The sequence below is a fragment of the Geothrix fuzhouensis genome (assembly GCF_024609325.1).
Classification (GTDB): domain Bacteria; phylum Acidobacteriota; class Holophagae; order Holophagales; family Holophagaceae; genus Geothrix; species Geothrix fuzhouensis.
The window spans coordinates 599,028-620,696 of sequence record NZ_JANHMQ010000001.1; the positions used below are offsets into that span (position 1 = coordinate 599,028).

Annotated in this window: 20 protein-coding genes and 1 tRNA gene; 8 read left to right on the forward strand and 13 right to left on the reverse strand. The window is 65.2% G+C overall.

Annotation, left to right across the window (positions count from 1 at the left end):
* The gene (locus tag NOV74_RS02760; RefSeq protein WP_257309049.1) at positions 1–1,200 is read left to right on the forward strand and encodes a LeuA family protein; all 1,200 of its coding nucleotides are present in this window, start codon (positions 1–3) and stop codon (positions 1,198–1,200) included.
* A gap of 6 nt (positions 1,201–1,206) precedes the next feature.
* Here the strand turns inward: NOV74_RS02760 and NOV74_RS02765 are convergent, their stop codons facing one another.
* Both NOV74_RS02765 and NOV74_RS02770 read right to left on the reverse strand, forming a co-directional pair.
* Complete coding sequence (locus NOV74_RS02765; RefSeq protein WP_257309050.1) at positions 1,207–1,878, reverse strand: biotin--[acetyl-CoA-carboxylase] ligase; 672 nt, start codon at positions 1,876–1,878, stop codon at positions 1,207–1,209.
* A 1-nt stretch (position 1,879) separates the two neighbouring features.
* A complete protein-coding gene (locus NOV74_RS02770) occupies positions 1,880–2,674 on the reverse strand; it encodes a type III pantothenate kinase (RefSeq protein ID WP_257309052.1) in 795 nt (264 codons plus the stop codon).
* 108 nt (positions 2,675–2,782) lie between these two features.
* Here NOV74_RS02770 and NOV74_RS02775 point away from each other — a divergent pair, with 108 nt between their 5' ends.
* The 6 genes from NOV74_RS02775 to pal all read left to right on the forward strand — a co-directional run bounded on the left by NOV74_RS02775 (position 2,783) and on the right by pal (position 8,369).
* Positions 2,783–4,153 (forward strand): tryptophanase, encoded by a 1,371-nt coding sequence (locus NOV74_RS02775; protein ID WP_257309054.1) that lies wholly within the window; start codon positions 2,783–2,785, stop codon positions 4,151–4,153.
* Positions 4,154–4,316: 163 nt separating this feature from the next.
* A complete protein-coding gene (locus NOV74_RS02780; protein ID WP_257309056.1) occupies positions 4,317–5,717 on the forward strand; it encodes an aldehyde dehydrogenase family protein in 1,401 nt (466 codons plus the stop codon).
* A gap of 55 nt (positions 5,718–5,772) precedes the next feature.
* A complete protein-coding gene (locus NOV74_RS02785; RefSeq protein ID WP_257309057.1) occupies positions 5,773–7,041 on the forward strand; it encodes a chloride channel protein in 1,269 nt (422 codons plus the stop codon).
* Complete coding sequence (locus tag NOV74_RS02790) at positions 7,032–7,169, forward strand: hypothetical protein (RefSeq protein WP_257309058.1); 138 nt, start codon at positions 7,032–7,034, stop codon at positions 7,167–7,169. The genes NOV74_RS02785 and NOV74_RS02790 overlap by 10 nt, the downstream gene beginning before the upstream one ends.
* A 151-nt stretch (positions 7,170–7,320) precedes the next feature.
* On the forward strand, positions 7,321–7,758 hold the full coding sequence (locus tag NOV74_RS02795) for a MarR family winged helix-turn-helix transcriptional regulator (RefSeq protein WP_257309060.1): 438 nt from the start codon (positions 7,321–7,323) through the stop codon (positions 7,756–7,758).
* Positions 7,759–7,817: 59 nt separating this feature from the next.
* Positions 7,818–8,369, forward strand: a complete 552-nt coding sequence (gene pal / locus NOV74_RS02800; protein WP_257309062.1) for a peptidoglycan-associated lipoprotein Pal — start codon at positions 7,818–7,820, stop codon at positions 8,367–8,369.
* A 72-nt stretch (positions 8,370–8,441) separates the two neighbouring features.
* On the opposite strand, the gene NOV74_RS02805 is transcribed toward pal, so the two are convergent.
* The 9 genes from NOV74_RS02805 to NOV74_RS02845 form a co-directional block, all read right to left on the reverse strand.
* Positions 8,442–9,257 carry an SDR family oxidoreductase gene (locus NOV74_RS02805; RefSeq protein ID WP_257309063.1) on the reverse strand — a complete coding sequence of 272 codons (816 nt, stop codon included), beginning with the start codon at positions 9,255–9,257 and terminating at the stop codon, positions 8,442–8,444.
* A 35-nt stretch (positions 9,258–9,292) separates the two neighbouring features.
* Positions 9,293–11,266 (reverse strand): ABC-F family ATP-binding cassette domain-containing protein, encoded by a 1,974-nt coding sequence (locus tag NOV74_RS02810; protein WP_257309065.1) that lies wholly within the window; start codon positions 11,264–11,266, stop codon positions 9,293–9,295.
* A 94-nt stretch (positions 11,267–11,360) separates the two neighbouring features.
* A tRNA-Ala gene (locus NOV74_RS02815) sits at positions 11,361–11,436 on the reverse strand.
* 50 nt (positions 11,437–11,486) lie between these two features.
* Positions 11,487–13,469: a LysM peptidoglycan-binding domain-containing protein gene (locus NOV74_RS02820; RefSeq protein ID WP_257309067.1), complete on the reverse strand. Its 1,983-nt coding sequence runs from the start codon at positions 13,467–13,469 to the stop codon at positions 11,487–11,489.
* Between the two features lie 4 nt (positions 13,470–13,473).
* Positions 13,474–13,860, reverse strand: a complete 387-nt coding sequence (gcvH, locus tag NOV74_RS02825; RefSeq protein WP_257309069.1) for a glycine cleavage system protein GcvH — start codon at positions 13,858–13,860, stop codon at positions 13,474–13,476.
* Between the two features lie 47 nt (positions 13,861–13,907).
* The gene (gene gcvT, locus NOV74_RS02830) at positions 13,908–15,023 is read right to left on the reverse strand and encodes a glycine cleavage system aminomethyltransferase GcvT (RefSeq protein WP_257309071.1); all 1,116 of its coding nucleotides are present in this window, start codon (positions 15,021–15,023) and stop codon (positions 13,908–13,910) included.
* Positions 15,024–15,049: 26 nt separating this feature from the next.
* A complete protein-coding gene (sfsA, locus tag NOV74_RS02835; RefSeq protein WP_257309072.1) occupies positions 15,050–15,790 on the reverse strand; it encodes a DNA/RNA nuclease SfsA in 741 nt (246 codons plus the stop codon).
* Positions 15,787–16,338, reverse strand: coding sequence for a D-glycero-alpha-D-manno-heptose-1,7-bisphosphate 7-phosphatase (locus NOV74_RS02840; RefSeq protein ID WP_257309074.1), 552 nt, complete (start codon positions 16,336–16,338; stop codon positions 15,787–15,789). Before NOV74_RS02840 ends, sfsA begins: the two co-directional genes overlap by 4 nt.
* Positions 16,335–17,408 carry a TolB family protein gene (locus NOV74_RS02845; RefSeq protein WP_257309075.1) on the reverse strand — a complete coding sequence of 358 codons (1,074 nt, stop codon included), beginning with the start codon at positions 17,406–17,408 and terminating at the stop codon, positions 16,335–16,337. The genes NOV74_RS02840 and NOV74_RS02845 overlap by 4 nt, the downstream gene beginning before the upstream one ends.
* A gap of 81 nt (positions 17,409–17,489) precedes the next feature.
* On the opposite strand from NOV74_RS02845, the gene NOV74_RS02850 reads away from it, so the two are divergent.
* Positions 17,490–18,200 carry a CoA transferase subunit A gene (locus tag NOV74_RS02850; protein ID WP_257309078.1) on the forward strand — a complete coding sequence of 237 codons (711 nt, stop codon included), beginning with the start codon at positions 17,490–17,492 and terminating at the stop codon, positions 18,198–18,200.
* Here the strand turns inward: NOV74_RS02850 and NOV74_RS02855 are convergent.
* Together NOV74_RS02855 and NOV74_RS02860 are read right to left on the reverse strand one after the other, a co-directional pair.
* Positions 18,181–20,001 carry a response regulator gene (locus NOV74_RS02855; protein ID WP_257309079.1) on the reverse strand — a complete coding sequence of 607 codons (1,821 nt, stop codon included), beginning with the start codon at positions 19,999–20,001 and terminating at the stop codon, positions 18,181–18,183. The genes NOV74_RS02850 and NOV74_RS02855 overlap by 20 nt on opposite strands.
* Positions 19,998–21,668, reverse strand: a complete 1,671-nt coding sequence (locus NOV74_RS02860) for a sensor histidine kinase (RefSeq protein ID WP_257309081.1) — start codon at positions 21,666–21,668, stop codon at positions 19,998–20,000. Before NOV74_RS02860 ends, NOV74_RS02855 begins: the two co-directional genes overlap by 4 nt.
* Position 21,669 lies beyond the last annotated feature (1 nt).

Here is a 21,669-nt window from a genome sequence, read left to right on the forward strand (position 1 = left end):
ATGACTCTGGACGAACTGATCAACGACTGGAATGGCCCGCTGACGGAAGGCCGCATCCCGGCGCTTCTCGATGAGACCCTGCGCGATGGGCTCCAGAGCCCCTCGGTGAGAGACCCGGACATCGCCGCCAAGCGCGATCTCATCCACCGTCTGGCGAGCCTGGGTGTGGACGCGGTGGACCTGGGCATGCCTGGCGCGGGTCCCAAGGCCCTTGCGGCCGTGCGAGCGCTCATGGTGGAGATCCGGGATCATCGCCTGCCCCTCCAGCCCAACGTGGCCGTGCGGACCTTGGAGGCCGACCTGGTCCAGGTGGCGGAAATCCAGCAGCGGGTGGGATTCCCTTTGGAAGCCGGCGCGTTCCTGGGCTCCAGCCCCATCCGCATGGATGTGGAAGGCTGGGACCTCGCCTTCCTTGTGGACACGGCACGCAAGGCCGTAGCCTTCTGCCGCCGCCACGAGGTTCCCGTGATGATGGTGACGGAAGACAGCACCCGGGCCCGGCCGGACGTGCTGAAGGCCATCTACAGTGCGGCTCTGGACGAGGGTGCGCAAACCATCTGCCTCTCGGACACCTGCGGCCATGCCACCCCCGACGGCGTGCGGCGGTTGGTGCGTTTCATCAAGGACGAGGTGATTCGGGACCGCTCAGTGCTCATCGACTGGCATGGGCACAATGACCGGGGCCTGGGCGTGGCCAACGCCATCGCCGCCTTCGAGGCCGGCGCGGACCGGCTCCACGGCACCATCCTGGGGATCGGGGAGCGCTGCGGCAACGTGGCCCTGGACCAGCTCATGATCAATCTGCATCTCATGGGCTTCCCCAAGGGCGATCTCTCGGACTTGCCGGCTCTGGCGGAACGCGTGGCAGAGCTGTGCGACGTGGAAATCCCTGCCAACTATCCGGTGTTGGGTCGCGACGCCTTCCGAACGGGCACCGGCGTCCATGCCGCGGCCATCGTCAAGGCCCTGCACCGCGGCGACGTCGAGCTGGCGGACGCTGTCTACTCCGGCGTTCCCGCCGCCCTGGTGGGCCGACGACAGGAGATCGAGATCGGCCCCCTGGCCGGCCACAGCAATGTCATCTACTGGCTGGAGATGAATGGCTACGACCCGAGTCCCGACCGCGTGGACCGGATCCTCCAGACCGCCAAGAACAGCCCCAGGATCCTGAGTGAGGCAGAGATTCGGGCGGTGGTCTGAGCCCGATCAGCCCAATCCCGTCACGTCACCGGCGCTGAGCCGCCGGACTCCCTCCGAAGTGGCCACCTTCAGCCGGCCATCCGGTTCCCAGCCCAGGCAGGTGCCCTGGCCGTCTTCCCAACGCAGGGGCATTCCAGCCTCGGGCCAGCGGAAAAGAGGTTGAAGATCCAGCGCCAAGTTATTCCATTCTTTGGTGATGCGAACTGCTAATGTGGACGTTGCTGGAGCCGCCAAGCCCAGATCAAGCAAGCAAGCCGGCGGGATGGCTCGACCGGGGATAGCCGGGGCCGAAGTCAGGTTCACGCCCAAACCCAGGATGAGACGACCCCCGATCTGCTCGCCCAGGATGCCCCCCAGCTTCACCAGGCGGTCGTCTTTCCAGGCCACGAGATCATTCGGCCACTTCAGGCCCAGGGTCCGGCCTTTGGGATCCAGCACCCGCGAGGCGGCGGTCATGGCGCGCTGGAGCACCAGGCCCGGGGCCACACCCGAGGGCGCCGGCAGCACGGCGGACATCCAGAGCCCCGCGCCAGCGGCGCTTTCCCAGCGGTTGCCCTGGCGCCCACGGCCCTCGGTCTGGCGGTCCGCCAGCACGGCACAGCAGCCCAGGTGGGGGTTTCGGCGCAGAAAGGCCTGAGTGGAATCCACCTCGGCCAGCCGGATCAGGGGCCAATCCACGCTATTTCCGGCTGCCCTGGTTGCGGAGCCAGAGGATACGCAAGCCATCCAGGGTGAGATCCGGCGCCTCCAGGCGGATGGCCCGGGTGTGGGGCCCGATCACCTTCGCCAGACCACCGGTGGACACCACCTTCGCTTCGGGGCACTCGGCCAGCAGGCGCTCCAGGATGCCGTCCACCATGCCGACGTAGCCGTAAAAGATGCCGGCCTGCATGGCCTGGACGGTGTTGCGCCCCACCAGGCGGTCGGGTTCGGCCACCTCCACCCGCGGCAGGCGGCTGGCCCGCTGGAAGAGAGCGTCCGCGCTGATCTTCAGGCCGGGGCAGATGAGACCCCCCAGGTACTCCCGCTTGGCATTGACCACATCGAACGTGGTGGCCGTGCCGAAATCCACGACGATGACGGGCGCCCCGTAGGCTTCGATGGCCGCCACCGCGTTCACCAGCCGGTCTGCGCCCAGTTCTGCGGGGTTGTCGATGAGCACCTTCACGCCGGTCTTGACGCCGGGTTCGACATAGAAGGCCTCCACACCGAAGTAGATCGAGGCCAGGCTCATGAGGATGGGGTGCAGAGGCGGCACCACGCAGGAGATGGCGACGTGCTTGATCTGGCTGGCCTCGATGCCCTGATGGCGCATGAGGGCCAGGGCGGAGACACCGTACTCGTCCACGGTGCGCTCGCGGCTGGTGGCCAGGCGCCAGGAACAGACGAGGGGCGAGTCCGGACCTTTTGACAGATCGTAGATTCCCAGCACCACGTTGGTGTTGCCCACATCGACAGCCAACAGAAGACTCATGCGCACTCCGAGCGTTCCAGGATCGCCTGACGGGGCCCGGCCCGCCACCCCCTTGTGATGCCGATTCGTCGACCGTCCATTACCCTGGGGGTTCCGCCTGGAGCCGCCATGCCTCGTACCATGATCGAACCCTTCCGCATCAAGTCCGTGGAGCCCATCCGAATGACCAGCCACCAGGAGCGCCTGGAGATGCTGGAGGCCGCCAAGCTGAACGTCTTCAAACTGCGGGCCGAGGACGTACTGCTGGACTGGCTGACGGATTCCGGCACCGGCGCCATGAGCTCGGCCCAGTGGGGCGCCATCATGGTGGGCGACGAAAGCTACGCCGGCGCCCGGAGCTTCTTCCGCCTGGAGGCGGTGCTCCAGGACATCACGGGCATGGCCCACTTCATCCCCACCCACCAGGGCCGCGCCGCTGAGAAGGTGCTCTTCACGGCCGTGTGCAAGCAGGGCGATCTGGTGCCCAACAACTGCCACTTCGACACCACCCGCGCCAACTTGGAGTACAACGGCGTCGAGGCCGTGGATCTGGTGATCCCCGAGGGCCTCCAGCCCAGCCTCATCCACCCCTTCAAGGGCAATATCGATCTGGCTCGTGTGGAGGAGGTGCTCAAGAAGGAAGGTCACCGCATCCCCTTCGGCATGATCACCGTGACGAACAACACCGGCGGGGGTCAGCCCGTTTCCATGGCCAACCTCCGGGCTTACGCGGCCCTGCTCAAGCAGTACGGCAAACCGCTGATCATGGATGTCTGCCGCTTCGCTGAGAACGCCATGTTCATCAAGCTCCGTGAGGACGGCTACCAGGACACGTCCATCAAGGCCATCTGCCAGGAGATGTTCAGCTATGCCGATGGCTGCACCATGAGCGCCAAGAAGGATGCCCTGGTGAACATGGGCGGCTTCATCATGCTGCGCAGCGACGAGTGGCTGGACCCGGTCCGCAACATGCTGATCCTCACCGAGGGCTTCCCCACCTACGGTGGTCTGGCCGGGCGGGATCTGGAGGCCATGGCCGTGGGCCTGGAGGAGGGGATGCACGAGGATTACCTCCGCTACCGCCTGCGCACGGCCGAGTACCTGGGCGAGAAGCTGGAGGCCGCGGGCGTGGGCTTTGTGAAACCCACCGGCGGCCACGCCGTCTACATCGACGCCAAGACCGTGCTGCCAGACATGCCCGTGTCGCAGTATCCCGCCTGGGCCCTCTGCAACGCCCTCTACCTGGAAGGTGGCATCCGCGGCGTGGAGATCGGCTCCGTCATGTTTGGCAAGCACCTGGACGACGGCACCGAGACCTACCACAGCATGGAGCTGGTGCGCCTGGCCTTCCCCCGCCGCATGTACACCCAGAGCCACTTCGACTTCGCGGCCGAGGTGATCGCCGACGTGAAGGCTAAGGCCAAGGAGATCCGCGGCGTGAAGATCGTGAAGCAGAGCAAGTATCTGCGGCACTTCACCGCCGAGATGGCCTGGGTTTGAAAAGGAAACAGTCAACCGCAGATGTCGCAGATTCACGCAGATGAAAGCTCAAGAAAGGCTATCTGCGATATCTGCGGTTAATCCTCCTTCCTTGAAAGACGATTCGGTCCATTCGTGGTGAATCCTTTGTAGGATGAGCGGAACCCCCGTACCTGGAGCGCCCGTGACCTCCGAGCTGGAAGCCCTCTTCGCCCGCCAGCAAGCCGCCCGTTGGCGGGTGGCGGCCACTTCCGCCGACCAGCGCAAGGCCAAGCTCCGGGCCCTGCTGGAGGCCCTCATGGCCCACCGGGAGGAGGCCCATGCGGCCTTGGCGGCTGACTTCCGTAAATCCCCCGAGGAGGTGGACCTCACGGAGCTGTACCCCGTCATCTCTGAGATCAAGGAGGCCCTGCGCCGCCTGCCCCGCTGGATGAAGCCCCGGCGCGTGCCAACACCCATCGGCCTCTTCGGCAGCGCGGGAACCATCGTCCACGAGCCCAGGGGCGTGGTTCTCATCATCAGCCCCTGGAACTACCCCATCTACCTCACGCTCGGCCCCCTGGTCTCGGCCATCGCGGCGGGCAACTGCGCCATTCTGAAGCCTTCGGAATTCACGCCCCACACCACGGCCTTCTTGCAGAAGCTCCTGGGAGGCCTGTTTCCCGACGAGGAAGTGGCCCTGGTGGAAGGGGACGCCGAAGCCGCGAAGGCCCTGCTCGCCCTGCCCTTCGACCATGTCTTCTTCACGGGGAGCCCCGCTGTGGGCAAGGTCGTGATGAAAGCCGCCGCCGAGCACCTGGCGTCCGTAACCCTGGAACTGGGCGGCAAATCTCCCGTGCTCGTGGACGCGGACGCCAACCTGCGCGAGGCCGCCCGCAAGATCGCCTGGGGCAAAGGTCTCAACGGCGGCCAGACCTGCGTGGCCCCGGATTATGTGCTGGTGCACACGCAGGTGCAAGACGCCTTCATGGACGAGCTGAAGGGCGCCTTCCAGGCCTTCTACGGCGCCACGCCCGAAGCCCGCAGGGCCAGCCCGGACCTGGCGCGGATCATCAACGACCGGCACTTCACGCGGCTCCAGGCTCTGTTGAGCGGGTCCAGCGCCCAGATCGTCTTCGGCGGCGAAACGGACGAAGCCTCGCGTTACGTCGCGCCCACGATCCTGGCGAGGGTCGATCCCGCCTCGCCCGTCATGCAGGAAGAGATCTTCGGCCCCTTGCTGCCGGTGCTGGGCGTGAAGGACCTGGACGAGGCCGTGGCCTTCGTGAATGCCCGGCCCAAGCCGCTGGCCCTCTACGTCTTCAGCCGCAGCAGACGGAATGCGGAAGCCCTTGTGGCCCGCACCACGGCTGGCGGTGGCTGCATCAACGACACGGTGCTGCACTTCGCCCACACGGGCCTGCCTACGGGCGGCGTGAACACTTCCGGCTTCGGCAAGGCCCACGGCCGTCACGGCTTCGAGGCCTTCTCCAATGCCCGGGGCATCCTGCGCCAGCCCACGCGATTCTCGGCCATCCAGCTCATGTACCCGCCCTACACTCATTTCGTGCGGCGTATGATCGACCTGACGCTGAAGTATTTCTGAATTGACCCGGGCGCCAACCTTTTCGCGAGGCCCCGCGGGCCCATAGAGATTTTCCATGCAACTCAGGCACCTCCTCCAGTCGCGAGCCAAGCGCAGGAACCTCCGGGTCCTGGCGCACGGCCGCCGGATCCTCTTCCTCATGCTCCCCCTGGGCGCTTTCACAGGGTGGATGATGGGGCTGGCCGTGGCCGCCTACCTCGCCCTCTTCGAATGGTTCCGGCAGAGCCTCACCCAGAACCATCTCGTCCTCCTGCTTCCCCTGATCGGCCTGCCCCTCGCCACCACGATCCTGGCGCTGGGCGGGGTCGGCGAGGTGACCCTGGCCGAGGACATCGAGATCTCCCACAAAGATCCCTACAGCGCCTTCCCCTTCCGGAAGTCGTTCATCAAGGTGCTGGCCTGCTTCGCCACTATCTTCCTCGGGGGGAGCGCGGGCCTGGAGGGGCCGGGAAAGTGGTTCGGCGCCGCCGTCGGACTCCAGTGCCACCGGCTGGTCCGCTCCCTCTCCCGCCGGCTCCAGTTCTTCCGCAGGCTCCTGATGGACGCGCACACCATGGTGGCCTGTGGCGCGGCGGGGGCCCTGGCCTCGGTCTTCCGGGCGCCGCTGAGCGCGGCCCTGTTCGCAGCCGAGCATGACGGCACCATCCGTTCGCTCAACCTAGTGCCCACCCTGGTGGCCTCGGCCTCCGGTTACCTGGTCTTTGCCGCGATGATGGGGCATCAGCCCCTGCTCATCCTCACCCGCCCCTACACCTTGGCCTGGCACGAGATCTGGATGGCCCTTCCGCTTGGCTTGGCCTGCGGCCTGGGCTCCAGCTTCTTCAGCGCGGCCCAGGCCACCTTCCGCAGACGGCTCGCCTGGATCCCCCTTCCCCTGCGCGGCTTGGCGGGCGGAGTGGGACTGGTGGTCCTCATGCTGCCAGGGCACCTCTTGCTGCCCGGCATCCCTGTGGCGCGCGGCGGGGGCGTGGAACTCGTGAACCACCTCCTGATGACCCCACCCGACCTGCGCCTGGCCCTCATCTTCCTGGGCGTGAAGATCCTGGCCACGGCCCTGACCCTAGGATCCGGGGGCATCGGAGGCACCTGGCTGCCGGCTGTGGCCATGGGCGCCTGCCTCGGCTCTGCCTTCGATGCGTGGTTCCTGCCGGGCTATCCCGGACTGCTCACGATGCTCGGAGCCACAGCCTTCGCTGGAGCCTTCAACGAGACGATGCTGGTCCCAGTGGTGTTCCTGGCAGAGACGACCGCCCAGGCCGCCCTGGTGGTACCGGCCCTGGTGGCCACGACGGTGGCCTATCTGGTGGCCCGGGAATGGGACTGAAACCGCCACCCATCCTGAGCCTTGGCCCTTTCCGCCAGCGCACCGGGCGCTCGGTCATCCAGCTCATGCAGGCGCCCCAGACGGGCTTCGTGCGGCGGATGATCGATTTGACGGTGGACGACTTCTGAGCCGCCTGGTCCGAGGGCTGGAAACCACCCGAGGTCCGCAGGTAGGCCTTGACAGGGCCAGATTCCTGTCTGCAAATTGATTCGTGTTCAAACAATGTGAAGTCAAATGAAAAAGGCGCCTCTCGAGAAGACTCGATTGATCGAGGAGGTCATGCGGAACCTCCGACGCATGGTAAAAGCCCTGGAGGCCTACTCCATGGCCGTGGAAAAGCGGTACGGCCTGACCGGACCGCAGCTCTGGGCGCTCTGGGAGCTGAGCCGGAGCGGGCCCATGGGACTGAAGGATCTCGCCGAGCGCATGTACCTCAATCCGAGCACGGTCGTGGGGGTGGTCGACCGCCTGGTGGAGAAGGGCCTGGTCGCGAGGGACCCGGATCCTTCTGACCGGCGCCGGGTGTCGCTGGACCTTACCCCCCGCGGATCCGAGCTCCTGAAGGATTCCCCCCATCCCGCCCAGGGCCAGCTTCTGCACGGCCTCCAGGGCATGAGCCTGAAGGAAGTCCAGGACCTGCATGCCTCCACCGCCACCCTCGTGAAGGTCATGGAGGCCGAGAACCTTGATGCCACGTTCTTCTTCGCCGACGGATGACGCCGGGCCAAGCTGCTCGACGACCCGCCCTCTTCCACCTCATCTCGAGAGGAATGCCCATGAGACCCACCCTGATCCTTCCTGCCCTGGCCACGGGAGTGGTTTTGCTGTGCCTGTCCGCCTGCAAGAAGCCCGCGCCGGCTCCCGCGCCAGTCCCGGTCGAGGCCCCTGCTCCGGCGCCGGCACCAGCTCCCGTCCCTGCACCGGCCCCTGCCCCGGCCCCGGCTCTCGAACAAGCCCCCGCTCCCGTGCAGGATGCGGCCTACTGGAATGCCCAGGATGTCTGCCGGGACATCCACTTCGACTTCGACAGGTCCGACATCCGCCAGGAAGACCGACCGCTTCTGCAGGCGACCGCGGACTGGATGAAGGCCCACCCGGGGTTCAAGGTCCAGGTCGAAGGGAACTGCGACGAGCGCGGCACCAACGAGTACAACCTGGCGCTCGGCAATCGCCGGGCTGCCGCAGCCTTGCATTTCCTGGCGGGCCTCGGCGTTCCCGAGTCCAGGATCACCACCCTCAGCTACGGCAAAGAGAAGCCGGTTTGCTCGGAATCCAACGAGGGCTGCTGGCGCCAGAACCGCCGCGACCACTTCGTGGTCAAGCACTGACGCAGCGCTGCGGGACCCACGGCACCAGGGCGGCGCTCTCGGCGTCCCGCCCTGGTGCCGATTCGCGCCAGCTCAATGCCCCTGCCGTCCCACGAAATCATCCATGCTGCGATTCACGCCGAAGAAGCCGAGTACTGCGTCGAAGAGGAAGGGCGGCAGCACGCGGATGACCGGCACAGTCATCACAAAGCGGGGCATGACCAGGCGTGAGCGGTTGCTTTCGATGGCACCCAGGATGCGGCGCACCACGTAGTCCGGTTTGAGGATGGGCAGCAGCCATGCGAAGCGGGTCTTCACGCCCTCGAACATGCCGGTGTCGATGAAGAAGGGGCAGACCACGGTGGTCCGCACGGGACTGCCCAGGCGTTTCAGTTCCATGCGCAGTGATTCGTCGAAGCCCACCGCCGCGAATTTAGAGGCTGAGTAGTCCACCAATCGCGAGGTGCCTACAAGGCCGGCGGCGGAGGCCACGGTGACGATGTGCCCTTTCCCTGCGGCCAGCATGCCCGGCAGGAAGGCCCGCACGGTCCAGAAGCCTGCCAGGACGTTCACCTGGAAGGTGCGCTCGATGGCCTCGTCACTGCATTCCAGCAAGGTCTTCCCGGAGACGATGCCCGCGTTGTTGATGAGAATGTCCACCCCGCCCCGGGCATTTTGCACCTCGGCACAGGTAGCCTGGAGCGCCGCCCGGGCCGAGAGATCCACCACGAAACCCTGGCCGTCGCCTTGCTCGGCCTGGATGGCCGCACAGACCTCAGTCAAGCCCTGCGCGTCGCGATCCAGCAGGCTCACGCGGGCTCCACGACGCACCGCGTCCAGGGCCATGAGGCGGCCCAGGCCACTGGCCGCACCGGTAATGAGGACATGGGCGCCACGGAAATCGGTCATGGGAACCTCGGGGTTTCCCCGATGCTACCAGCCCCTCAATGCTGTGCATCCTCCAGGGCGCCCTGGGCGGCTTCCCAGTCACTCATGGCGTAGGCCAGGTCCGCTTCCAATGTCTTCTGGGCGTCCAGTTTCGCAGTGAAGGCCTGCCAGTCGGCAGGATCCATGGCGGCCATCTCCTTTTGGATATCGGTGAGTTTCGCCTCCAGGTCCGCCACCTTGGCCTCGGCCTCAGCCACCTGCTTCTCGAAACGTTTCACGGCCCGCTGCTTGTCCTTGTCGATGGCGGCGGGTTTGGGAGGCTGGATCGGCGCGGTGGCAGGGCCCTGCGACTTCGCCTGTGATGAAGGGAGCTTCCTGGTGGTTTCGGGCTCGGGGCTGCCGGATTCCGTCTCGGCGCTCAGATCCAGATCCACCCAGGCTTGGTGGTCCTCGTAGCCGCCTTCGCGGAACTCGGCCTTGCCCTCGTGGATGCGCAACAGCGAGTCCGCCACGCGGCCCAGCAGGTAGCGGTCGTGGGTCACGACGATGGCCGCACCTGTGAAGCTCAGGATGGTGTCTTCCATGGCTTCCATGCTGGGGATGTCCATGTGGTTGGTGGGCTCATCCAGCAGCAGCAGGTTCACGCCGTGGCGAATCAAGGTGGCGATGCTGAGGCGAGCCCGCTCGCCGCCGGAAAGCGCCGTCACAGGCTTGTCCACGTCGTCGCCGCGAAACTGGAACTTGGCCAGGAACCCCAGCACGTCCTGTTTCATGGCCTGGGGCGTCACCCCATGGATCTGCTGGAACACCGTGTTCCGAGGATCCAGGTTCCGGTGGTGCTGGTCGAAGTAGCCCAGCTTCACCTGGCTACCCAGACGAGCGCGGCCTGTGATGAAGGGGATCTCCTCGGAGATGGCCTTCAGCAGGGTGGACTTGCCGGTGCCGTTGAGGCCGACGATGCCCATCTTCTGGCCACGCTTGATCTGGAGCTGCTCCAGTGGCGCGTAGAGGGGCTTCCCATCCCAGCCCACGCTGGCGTTCTCCAGCACCAGCGCGACATCGCCACTGCGCTGGGTCTCGGGGAAGGTGAACTTGACCTTGCGCCGGTCCTTCAAGGGCTTCTGGATCCGGTCCAGCTTTGAAAGATGGGTGCGGCGACCGCGGGCCTGCTTGGTGTTCTGGCCGGCGATATTGCGACGGATGTACTCTTCCTGGTTCTTGATATAGGCCTGCTGTTGCTCGTAGTGCCTTTCCAGCAGCGCCAGCTCCTGTTCCTTCTTCTCCATGAACTCGGAGTAGTTGCCTTCGTAGGCCCGGGAGCGGCCCAGTTCCAGTTCGAGGATCTCGGTGGCGATCTTGTCCAGGAAGTAACGGTCGTGGCTGATGACCGCCACCGTTGCATCCGTGTCCTGGATGAAGCCTTCGAGCCAGCGCAGGCTCGGCAGGTCCAGGTGGTTGGTGGGCTCATCCAGCAACAGCAGATCCTGGCCCTGAAGAATGGCCTTGGCCAGCATCACACGGCTCTTCTGGCCGCCAGACAGCGTCTCCACTGGGCGATCGAAATCAGCAGGGCCGAAACCCAGTGATTGAAGGATGCTTTCGGCCCGGGCACGAATGGTGAAGCCATCCAGGTGCTCGAAAGTCTCCGTCACCTTTTGATAGCGTTCCATGACTTCATCCAGATCCCCGCCGGCCTCGCCCATGCGGTGCTCCAGTTCCCGCATCTCGTGCTGCAGCTTTTCCACGTCGCCGAAGGCCGCCAGGGCCTCCTCGAGCACGCTTCCTTGCGTGTCCGGCACCAGATCCTGGGCGTAGTGGCCCATGCGGATGCCGCGTTCCTTCGTGGGTCGCACGACGGTGCCGCTGTCGGCCTCCAGTTGGCCCAGCAGCAGCTTGAAGACCGTGCTCTTCCCCGCGCCGTTGCGACCGATGACGCCCCAGCACTCGCCTTCCTGGATGGCCCAGGTGACATCCTTCAGCACCTCCTGGGGGCCGAAGCCGAGATCAACGTGATTGAGAGAGGCGAGCATCGGGATGCCTGTCAGCTATCGGTTGGAGAGGCGTCTGGCAGCTGATAGCTGAAGGCTGACAGCGCGAAGGCCACCTTCCGGTGGCCTTCGGTTTTGGTGGAGCCAATCGGGATCGAACCGACGACCTCTTGCATGCCATGCAAGCGCTCTCCCAGCTGAGCTATGGCCCCAATCGGGAAGACCCAGTATCACACTCCTTTTCAGCTTCTGCAAGCACAGATCATCGAGGAACCAGGCGGAGGCGCTGGCCAGCCCGAAGGTGGTCACCCTTCATCCTGTTCCAGACCTTGAGCTCCTTGGGCTCCAGACCGTACTTCCTGCCGATGCTGGCAAGGGTCTCGCCCCGCTGCACCACATGAATCCGCGGTGCGGCCTCAGCGCGCTTCGAGGGACTGGAAGGCGCAGAACCAGGCAACCGGACCGTGTCGCCAGGGTGCAGTGCCTTCACGGCCTCCGGATTCAGCCCCATCAGCTGGCCAAGAGGGATCCGCTGTGCTCGGGCAATCTTGGCGAGGGTATCGCCTGGTTTCGCCCGGTACGTTGCGTGTGCAGGATCGGACCCGGCGGCCGTGAGGACAGGCGGATCCACCTTCTCCTGGGGCAGAGGCTCGCGAGTCACAGGTGAAGGGGAACCGACATTCGAAGCGGCGGGCGGAAGAGCGTCCATGGCGACGGCCGTCCCGGCAGCGCCCGCTGCGGTTGTTGAAGGGCCAACTGGGCCGGGATCAGCGGGAACCACGGGGAGAGGCTCCAACGGTCGATCCCCAAGCAGCTTCACGCGCTCGATCTTGGGTGCGAGATCACGGCTATCCAAGGCGAGACTGGGCGCGGGCGGAACCAGCAGGCGCTTTCCGGGTCTGAACTGCCGTACTGTGATGTCGTTCGCATCCAACAAATCGTCCGGCGCCAGCTTGAAGCGCTTGGCGACCTTGGCGAGCGTGTCCCCTCTGCGGATGGTGTAGTGCTGAAAATTGAGTCGCTTGCCGGCCGGCATGCGGGCGAGTTGGCGCATGCACTCCAGGGCCTTGCCCGGGGGCACGCGCAGCGTGTAGCTCCCGGGGGGTGTAGAACCGCGCAGCAATTCGGGGTTCAACGCCTTCAGCGTGGCGGAATCCGTGCCGGCGCAGCGGGCCAGCACGGCGAGGCTGGTCATGGCAGAGACGGTCACCGTCTCGTAGACGTACGGTGCCAGCGGCACGATATTCAACCCGTACTGCCCGGGGTTGCGCCCGACCAGGATCGCCGCGCAAAGCTCGGGCACGTAGTTCTTGGTCTCGGTGCGCAGCCAGCGGGAACGAGCCAGGTCCCAGAAGTTCCTGGTGCCGATGTTCTGGATGGCGCGTTCCAGGGTCAGAGGGCCTGCGTTGTAGCCCGAAGCCGCCAGATACCAATCACCGGAGATCTCATAGAGCCGCTTCAGGTAGCGGGCGGCAGCCCGGGCGGATTTGACTGGATCCCGACGCTCTTCGATCCAGGCGTTGGCGGTCAGACCGTAGATGCGCCCCGTGGAACGGATGAACTGCCACATGCCCACGGCCTTGGCCCGGCTCTTGGCTTCGTTCCGGAAGCCGGATTCGATGACGGCTAGGTAGGCCAGATCCTGCGGCACGCCTTCTTCAGCGAAGACTTGGCGGATCATCGGCATGAACACCGAGGCACGACCCAGCGCATTTTCCATGAAGCCGCGCTTGGTGGTGGTGAAGAGACTCACCCAGGTGAGTACCTTGTCATTCAGGTCGATGGGGAAATCGTAGGTCGCGCCATGCTCGGCCGCCCGGACCTTTTCCAGCTCATTCCGAAGTTCCTCACCACTGATGGAGATCACCTCCTCAGGGGCCTTGAGACCCGGCTCCGCCTCCCCTGGTGCCTCGGGTTCCGCTGCAGACATCTGGTCCTGGACCTCCTTCAACCGTTGGAGAAGATCCTGCACCGTGAGGCTCCGGAGCAGTTCCGGCGACCAATCCGCCGTGAGGACATCAGCTTCGTCGGCGCGAGCCTGAGCCGAATCTTCGTCCTCCGCTTCCAGGGCCTTTTCCGCCGACCCCACGAGGGACCGCAGGCGGGCGAGGCGAGCCGCATCCGATTCCGGTGCCCTGGGTGGAGCAACCGCCACCTGGGGTGCCACCTGCGGCTGGGGTGACGGCGGCGGTCCCAGGACCGGCGCCATCCCCCAGAGCAGGGTTGTCAGAAGCGGCAGCGGCATGGGCCTAGTGGCTTTCCGCACTCACCAGAGCTTGATAGGCGGTGGCGTCGAGTAGATCGCCAGCCAAGGCACCGGTCAGCTTGATCTTGACCATCCAGCCCTTGCCGTAGGGATCCTCATTCACAGCTTCCGGATGGTCCGCCAAGGTCGCGTTCACCTCAAGGACTTCGCCGGCCGAAGGCATGTTCAGCTCGGAGACGGTCTTCACGGATTCCACCGTGCCGAATTCCTCGCCCTGGCCGAAGGCAGCGCCGGCTTCTGGCAGGTCCACGAAGACCACGTCGCCCAGCGCGTCCTGGGCGTAGTGGGTGATCCCCACCAACGCGGTACCGTCACCCGCGGGCTTCAGCCATTCGTGGTCCTTGGTGTACTTCAGGTCGGCAGGGAACATGGATCCTCCAGTGGGGTCTTTGTTGACGGATGGCTGAGAGCTGATGGCTATTTCGTCCGCTTGTAGAACGGTGTGGGGATGATTTCCGCGTCCACGGCCCGGCCGCGGATCTCGATCTGGATGCGCCCGCCGATTTTGGCAAGGTCTGTAGGGACATAGGCCAGGCCGAGGTTGATGCCACAGGTGGGCGAGGGCGCGGCGCTGGTGACGAAACCGATCTGCTTGCCCCCCTGGACCACGGGCATGTGGTCCCGGGCAATGTCGCGCTTCTCCAGAGTCTTGAAGCCCACCAGCTTGCGGGGGGCAGGCGCGGCTTTGGCGGCCAGCAGGGCATCGCGGCCGACGAAGTCGCCCTTGTCAAGCTTCACGATCCAGCCGAGGCCGGCTTCCAGGGCATGGATGGTGTCGTCGATCTCGTGGCCGTAGAGGGCCATCTTGCACTCCAGGCGCAGGGTGTTGCGGCAACCCAGGCCCGCTGGGATCAGGCCGATGGGCTTCCCGGCCGCCAGCACTGCGTTCCACAGCTTCTCGGTGTCGCCCGCGGCGCAGTAGAGCTCGAAGCCGTCCTCACCGGTGTAGCCCGTGCGGCTGATGAGGCATTTGATCCCGGCCACTTCACCATGGGTGAAGAAGTAATAACCGATGGGCTCCAGAGGGGTCTTCGTCAGGGGCTGGAGGATGCTCACGGACAGTGGGCCCTGCAGGGCGATCTGGCCTGTGGCGGGGCTTTCGTTCACCACGGTGCAGTCGTAGCCCTTGGCCTGCTGCTGTACCCAGGCGAAATCCTTGTCGGAGTTGCCGGCGTTCACCACCAGCAGGAACTCCTGCTCACCCTCACGGTAGACCAGCAGGTCATCCACGAAGGTCCCGTTCTCATAGAGGAAGGCCGTGTAGTGGACCTGCCCAATGGCCAGTTTCGAAACCGCGTTGGGAGTCATATGCTCCACCAGGGCCAAGGCACCGGGTCCCTTCACGCGGATCTCGCCCATGTGGCTGACGTCGAAAAGGCCCGCCTTGGTGCGCACCGCCTCATGCTCGGCGAGGATGCCCGCCGGATACTGCACAGGCATGTCCCACCCGCCGAAATCCACCATCTTGGCGCTCAGGGCGCGGTGGGCGGCGTTCAGCGGCGTCTTCATCAGCTCGGTGGCGGAAGTGGACATGGGAATCTCCAGTGCGAAGTCCCAGTCTATCGCCGGGGAACCCAAGGCAGAAGGCCCTGCAATTCCCAACCCAGGCTCCACAGACCGCCCGGTTCCTGTCCTGGGATAAGACGCACAGCCAGGGGCAGGACCGTCACGCCGGTCTCCGCCGCACGATCGAGTTCCGCCGCATAGGCGGGATCAATCTCCCGGGCCGCATCGAAGCGATCCACATCGGTCCGATGGACGAACAGGGCGATGGCCGCCCGGTGGCCTTCGCGTACCATGGCCTGGAGTTCCCGCAGGTGCTTGGTGCCGCGCTCGGTGACCGCATCGGGGAACAAGGCCCAGGGCCCGTCCTTCAGGGTGGTGTTCTTCACCTCGATGAAGACCTGGCGCCCTTCCCCATCCAAGGCCAGCACATCGATACGGCTGTTCTCGGCACCATATTTCACTTCCGTTCGAACGCTCTGCAGACCCGGCAGGCCCGGAAGAACATCCCGCCTGGCAGCTTCGGCCACCACGCGATTCGGCATGCCCGTCTCCACCCCCACCCAGCCACCGGGGCGTTCCACGGCCAGCCAGGTGAATTTCAGCTTGCGCTCCGGGTTGGCGGCGGGCTCCAGCAGCACCCGATCGCCAGGCTCCCAGCAGGTCTTCATGGAGCCCGTGTTGGTGGTGTGGGCGGTGACGAGAGAACCATCCGCCAGCCGCACGTCCGCCAGGAACCGCTTGTACCGCTGGATCAGGGTGCCTGGCACCAGACCGGTCTTCTCGATCAGAATCATGGCCACTGGGCCAGGATGCGGTCCACGACCTCGGCCAGGTCCGCCGCCACCAGGTCGGCCAGGGATCCGTCCACCCCTGCCCCATAGCCCGTGCGGACCAGAGCCACCCGGCACCCCGCGCGGCGACCGGCATCCAGATCGATGGCCTTATCACCCACCATCCAGGAACGGGGGAGGTCAAGATCATGTTCCTCCGCCGCCCTCAGCAGCATCCCCGGGTTCGGTTTGCGCTCAGGGTGGTCCGCCACGGCATAGTCCCCCTGCCCCTTCTCGTGGTGCGGCGAGGCGTAGATGGCGTCGATATGGGCGTTTTCGAGGGCCATCAGCGTGCCCATGCGGCTCATGACGGCAGCGAAATCCTGCCAATCGTACTTGCCCCGGCCGATGCCGCTCTGGTTTGTGACCACCACCACTGGGATGCCCTTGGCGTTCAACCTCGCCACGGCCGCCGCTGCTCCGGGGATCATCACCAGGCGGTCGGGGTCGCTGAGGTAGTCCACCTCCTCGTTGAGGGTGCCGTCACGATCGAGGAAGACGGCCGGCCTCATGGGAGCCACTCTGCGACGCACACGTCGAACTGGCGGGGTCCGCGGGGACTCCGGCCACTCACCCAGAGCAGCTGCTTCCCGTCCGGGCTGAAGTGGGGGAAGGAATTGAAGAGGCCAGTCCAGGTAATCCGCTCCAATCCGGTCCCATCCAGATTGACTCGGAACAAGTCGAACTCCCGCCCCTTGCCCTCGTGGTCATGGTGGTTCGTGGCGAACACAAGACCCTTGCCGTCCGGCGTGAAAATGGGCGCGAAGGCCGCGCCTGGCAATCTCGTGACCTGGCGTTTCCCGGTGCCATCCGAGTTCATCAGCCAGATGTCCATCTCCATGGGTTCGACCAGGTGCTGCTTGAGGAGTTCCCGGTACTTGGCTGTGGCGGCCTCACCCTTGGGGTAGTTCGTACGCCAGGCGATGAGCTTCGAATCGGGGCTGAACACGGCTCCGCCGTCATAACCCACCCCGTCGGTGAGGCGCAGTAGGTGGTTTCCGTCGAGATCCGCCCGCCAGATATCCACGTCACCGCCCCGCTCGCTGGTGAAGACGACCCACCTTCCGTTGGGCGCGACTGTGGCCTCGGCGTCATAGCCAAGTGATGGGAGGAAGGGTTCCGGCTCGCCGCCCTCGACGGGAATGGCATAAAGGTCGAAACCCTGGAAGACAGGCCACTGGTACTTGCCGGGCGTGAAAGGCGGCGCTGGCGGGCAATCCGGCCCGGCCCCATGGGTACTGGCGTAGAGGATCTTCCGGTCGCCCGGCAGGAACCAGCCGCAGGTGACGCGCCCCTTGCCCGTGCTGACCCGCTTCTGATCCATGCCATCAGCGTTCATGGTGTAGAGCTGATCACAGGGATAGCCGTCCCGGGTGCTCTGGAAGACGATCTTCTGCCCATCGTTGGACCAGTAGGCCTCAGCATTGGAACCCGTGTCCGTAAGCTTCTTCACGTTCCGCAGGTGGATCTCCCGGGAATCCCTCCATTCAACCCCGAGCCCCGGCCGGGCTTCCGCCGTCGGGGGAGCTGGCAGGGCCCAAAGGGCCAGCGGATAGAGACAGGTAAGCACCGTTCGTTTCATGGTCGCCTTCTTCCAGTGCAAACAGGGACTGGAGCAGGATGCCAGAGATGGCACACTGTTGGGCCGTTCTGAGGTCCACCCATGATCGACAAGCGCATCAGCACCGCCCTGGAAGCCGTAAAGGACATCCCCGACGGTGCCCACCTGGCTGTGGGGGGCTTTGGCCTCTGCGGCATCCCTGAGCACCTCATTGCGGCCCTGGCCCGAACCGGTGTGAAGGGGCTCACCTGCTACTCCAACAACGCCGGGGTGGATGATTTCGGGCTGGGCATCCTCCTTGGGAATCACCAGATCCATAAGATGGTCAGCAGCTATGTGGGCGAGAACGCCGAGTTCGCGCGGCAGTTCCTCAGTGGGGAGCTGGAGGTCGAGCTGGTGCCCCAAGGCACGCTGGCCGAGCGCATGCGGGCCGGGGGCGCGGGCATCCCCGCCTTCTTCACCCCCACCGGCGCAGGTACGAACGTCGCCGAGGGCAAGGAGACCCGGCGGTTCCACGGGCGGGAATGCGTGCTCGAGGCGGGCATCTTCGCCGACTTCGCCCTGGTGAAGGCCTGGAAGGCCGACCGACTGGGGAATCTGGTCTATCGGAAAACGGCCCGGAACTTCAACCCCGTGGCGGCCACCTGTGGAAAGGTGTGCATCGCGGAGGTGGAGGAGATCGTCGAAGTGGGTGAACTGGATCCCGACACCATCCACACGCCCGGCATCTTCGTCCATCGGCTGGTCCTGGGTACCGCCTATGAGAAGCGCATCGAGAAGGTGGTGACGCGGGTCAATCCATTGGAAGGCTGAGCCGGACGATGGAACCCTGCTGGGTGGTCAGAAGCTGGACGGTGCCCCCGTAAGCGCTCATGAGGTGGGCGCAGGAGGGCAGTCCGGCACCGGGTTGTCGGCCCGGCAATGGAGCCGGTTCTTCGGGCCGCAACCCGGAGAAAGGTTCGAAGGCCCGCTCGATGGGCTCAGGAAGAATGGGGCCACCAACATCCTCCAGCTCAAGGCGGAAGTGGCGCTTCCCACCCCAGGATCGGAGAAGGATCTGGCCAGGACTCCCCCCCTGGGCGTGGGAGACGAGGTGCCCCAGAAGCTCGGTGAAGTCCGTATAGACGCCGAAGATCAGATCCCGGGGGGCCTGCAGGTTGAGCTCCAGCGGAAACTCCGGAGCCAGGGTCCCGTCCGCCTGGAGGATCTCCAGTTCCTGCTTGAGGAGATCGTGCAGGTGGATCCACTCGGGGGCGCTGGCCCCGGCCTGACCCGCCCGACGGAGCAGGGCACCCACCAGATCGTCCACCTCGGCGATGGCGTTCCGGATCGACTCCATGGACTGGTGGCAAGCCTCCCGGTCCCCCGTTGGCGGGTTGTCGGTCTGTTCCATGTAAACAGACAGTGTGTGGCTCTCTTCTTTCAGGGTCCGGACCGGCAACTGGAGTCGCTGGGCCATCTGCAGGAAGAGACCACCCAGGGCTGTCTTACTGTCCTGGGCACTCAAGGCGCGCTGGGCGTCTTTGAGGGCCACATAGGTAGATTCGAGCCCTTCGTAACTGGTGCCGAGGGCACGGCTGGTCTCGTCCAGATGCGCGATGAGTTCAGCGTTCTCCAGGCTCACCTGCAGAAGCCCTGCGTACATCGCCGCCATCTCCATCTCGAAGGGCTGAAAGACCTGTCCGGCACGGTCCGCGGCGAGAAACCCCCAAAGGCGATCCTCGCCCGAACGGCTGCGCATGGGCAGGAGCAGCGCCTGGAATTTAGGGTCCCACAGCCCGAGATCGATCCCCCGCTCCCAGACGATGGTCTGGCGAAGTTCCGCGTCCATGAGCACCGTGCCCCGGGGGAGGGCCTCTACGCCCTCGGCCAAGGGCTGCTCCTTGGGCAGGACCGGCGTTTCCTCGAAGCCACCGGGTCTCCAGATCCGCCCCTGGAAATAGGCTCCACTCGGATGGAGGCGGTAGGCGCTCAGGTGGTCGAGGGCCAGTTCCTCACGCAGCTGACCGAGGACGCGCGCCAGGATCTCGTCGGGATTCCGGACGGGGATGGTGTCGTTGCTGAGCGCCAGCAACCTGGAGAGGTGATGGCTGCGCGCTTCCAGGGCCTCCTGAGCCACCAGAAGTTTCCGGTTGCCCTCCTGGGCTTCCCGGAGCTGGGCTTCGAGGTGTTCCACCACTTGATGGGTGAACTGTCGGAGGGCCGCCCCTTCCCGACCCTGCTCGAGCCGGTCCCGATGGCCGCCCAGATAGGACTCCACTTGCCCAACGAACAGAAAGGGGTCTATGGGCTTGGAGATGAACCCGTCGCAGCCCGTCACCAGGGCGGTCTCCCGGTCGCTGCGCATGGTCTTGGCGGTGAGCGCGACAATGAGGACTCCAGCCATGGCCGGGTTCTGACGCAGCTTGGTGGCCACCTCGAACCCCGATAGGCCCGGCAGGTTGATGTCCAGCAGGATCAGGGCGGGTTTGAGCTGCACGGCCAGCTCGTAACCCTTGAGCCCGTCGTCCGCCCAGTGCGGCTCGAACCCGGCCTGTGAAAGGAGGCGCTGGACCAGCCGCCAGTTCATGGCGTTGTCTTCGATGCAGAGGATCTTCTGGGCTGGGCCGCTCATGCGGACCCCCGGGGGGCGAGGGGCATGTCCACGACAAAGACGCTGCCTTCACCCTTGCGGCTGGTAGCCCGGATGCGCCCATTCATCAGCCCCATGAACCGCTGGCTGATGGCCAGGCCCAGGCCAGTGCCGCCGAAGCGACGGGAGATGCTCCCATCCACTTGCTGGAACGGCCGGAATAGACGGCCGAGATCCTCCTCGGTCATCCCGATGCCCGTGTCTTTGATGCTCACGAGGAACCGGTCCTCGATGACCTCCGCGGAGATGCGCACGGACCCGCTCTCCGTGAACTTGATGGCGTTGCCCACGAGATTGGTGAAGACCTGCCGGAGTCGATCCCGGTCGCCCATGACCCGGACCGGGCTGTCGGGCCGTTGGTAATCGAGGCGGATAGAGCGGGCCTGCACCAGGCCCGCCGCCATCGCCTTCACCTCGTCCAGCAGCAGCACGGGATCCACCTCCTCCAGCTCCAGTTCCATCTTGCCCGCCTCGATCTTGGAGAGGTCAAGGATCGAATCGATGAGCCCCAGGAGGGAGCGTCCGTTCTGGTAGATGATCTGGAGATCCTCCTTCGCCTCCTCGCCGAGGCGCCCCTCTGGATCCTGCATGAGCATCCCCGAGAAGCCAATGATGGAGTTCAGCGGAGTCCGCAGTTCGTGGCTCACGTTGGCCAGGAACTCGTCCTTCAATCGATCGACCTCCTTCAACTTCTGGTAGCTGGTGACCAGGTTGTCATTCAGCTCCCGCAATTCCTGGGTCTTCTCCTGAACCTTCTCTTCCAGCGTGCTGGCCCAGGCCCGGAGTTCCACCCGGCTTTGTTCGAGACCGCGGGTGCGCTCCTGGACGAGCTGTTCAAGGTTGGCCCGGATCTCCTCCAATTCCCAGATGGTCTCCATGAGCTGGCGGGTGCGTTCCTGGACCCGGTATTCCAGCAGGCGGTTCTGGCGCTCGATCTCGTCCCGGGAGACTCGGAGTTTGTCGGTCATCACTTCGAAGGACTGGCTCAAATCCTGAATTTCGTCTCGGGTGTAGACCTTCACCGAGACCGTTTCCAAATGACCCTGGGCCACCTTCTGCGCGGCCTCAGTGAGCTGAATCACGGGCCGGAGGTAGCGATTGGAGAGGAAGACCGCCACACCGATACCCAGCACCAGGGTCACCAGACCCACGGCCAAGCTGGCGCGGATGTTCTCGCGCACGGCCCGCTGCGTTCCTTCCGTGGTGAAGCCGAGGACCAGGGTGCCGACCTGATCGGCTCGGGGCTCCTCGTAGAAGACCGGCGCCACGGCCACCAGCATGTTGCTTTCCCGGCGGGTATACGTGCGCGAGATGCCATCTTGCAGGACCTGGCCTGTGGCCCATTCCGGGGTGGTCGGGGTGCTGTCCAGCGCTTCCCCGTTGGCGCCATAAACCGCGCTGAACCTGAAGGAGGGGATGTTCTGGACGCCCTGGAGCACCTTGGCGATGTCCCGGGTGTTCCCCGCGCTCACGGCCGGGCTCAGCGCATAGCTCGCCGTCTCAGCCACCTGCCGGGCGCTCAGTTCAGCCTGGGTGCGGATCTGCTGTTCCACCCAGCGTGGGTAGTACAGCAGGTTGAAGGCGATGAACGAGAGGACCAGGATGCTGATGACAGCGCTCAGCTTGGTCTTGATGGACAGACGATACATG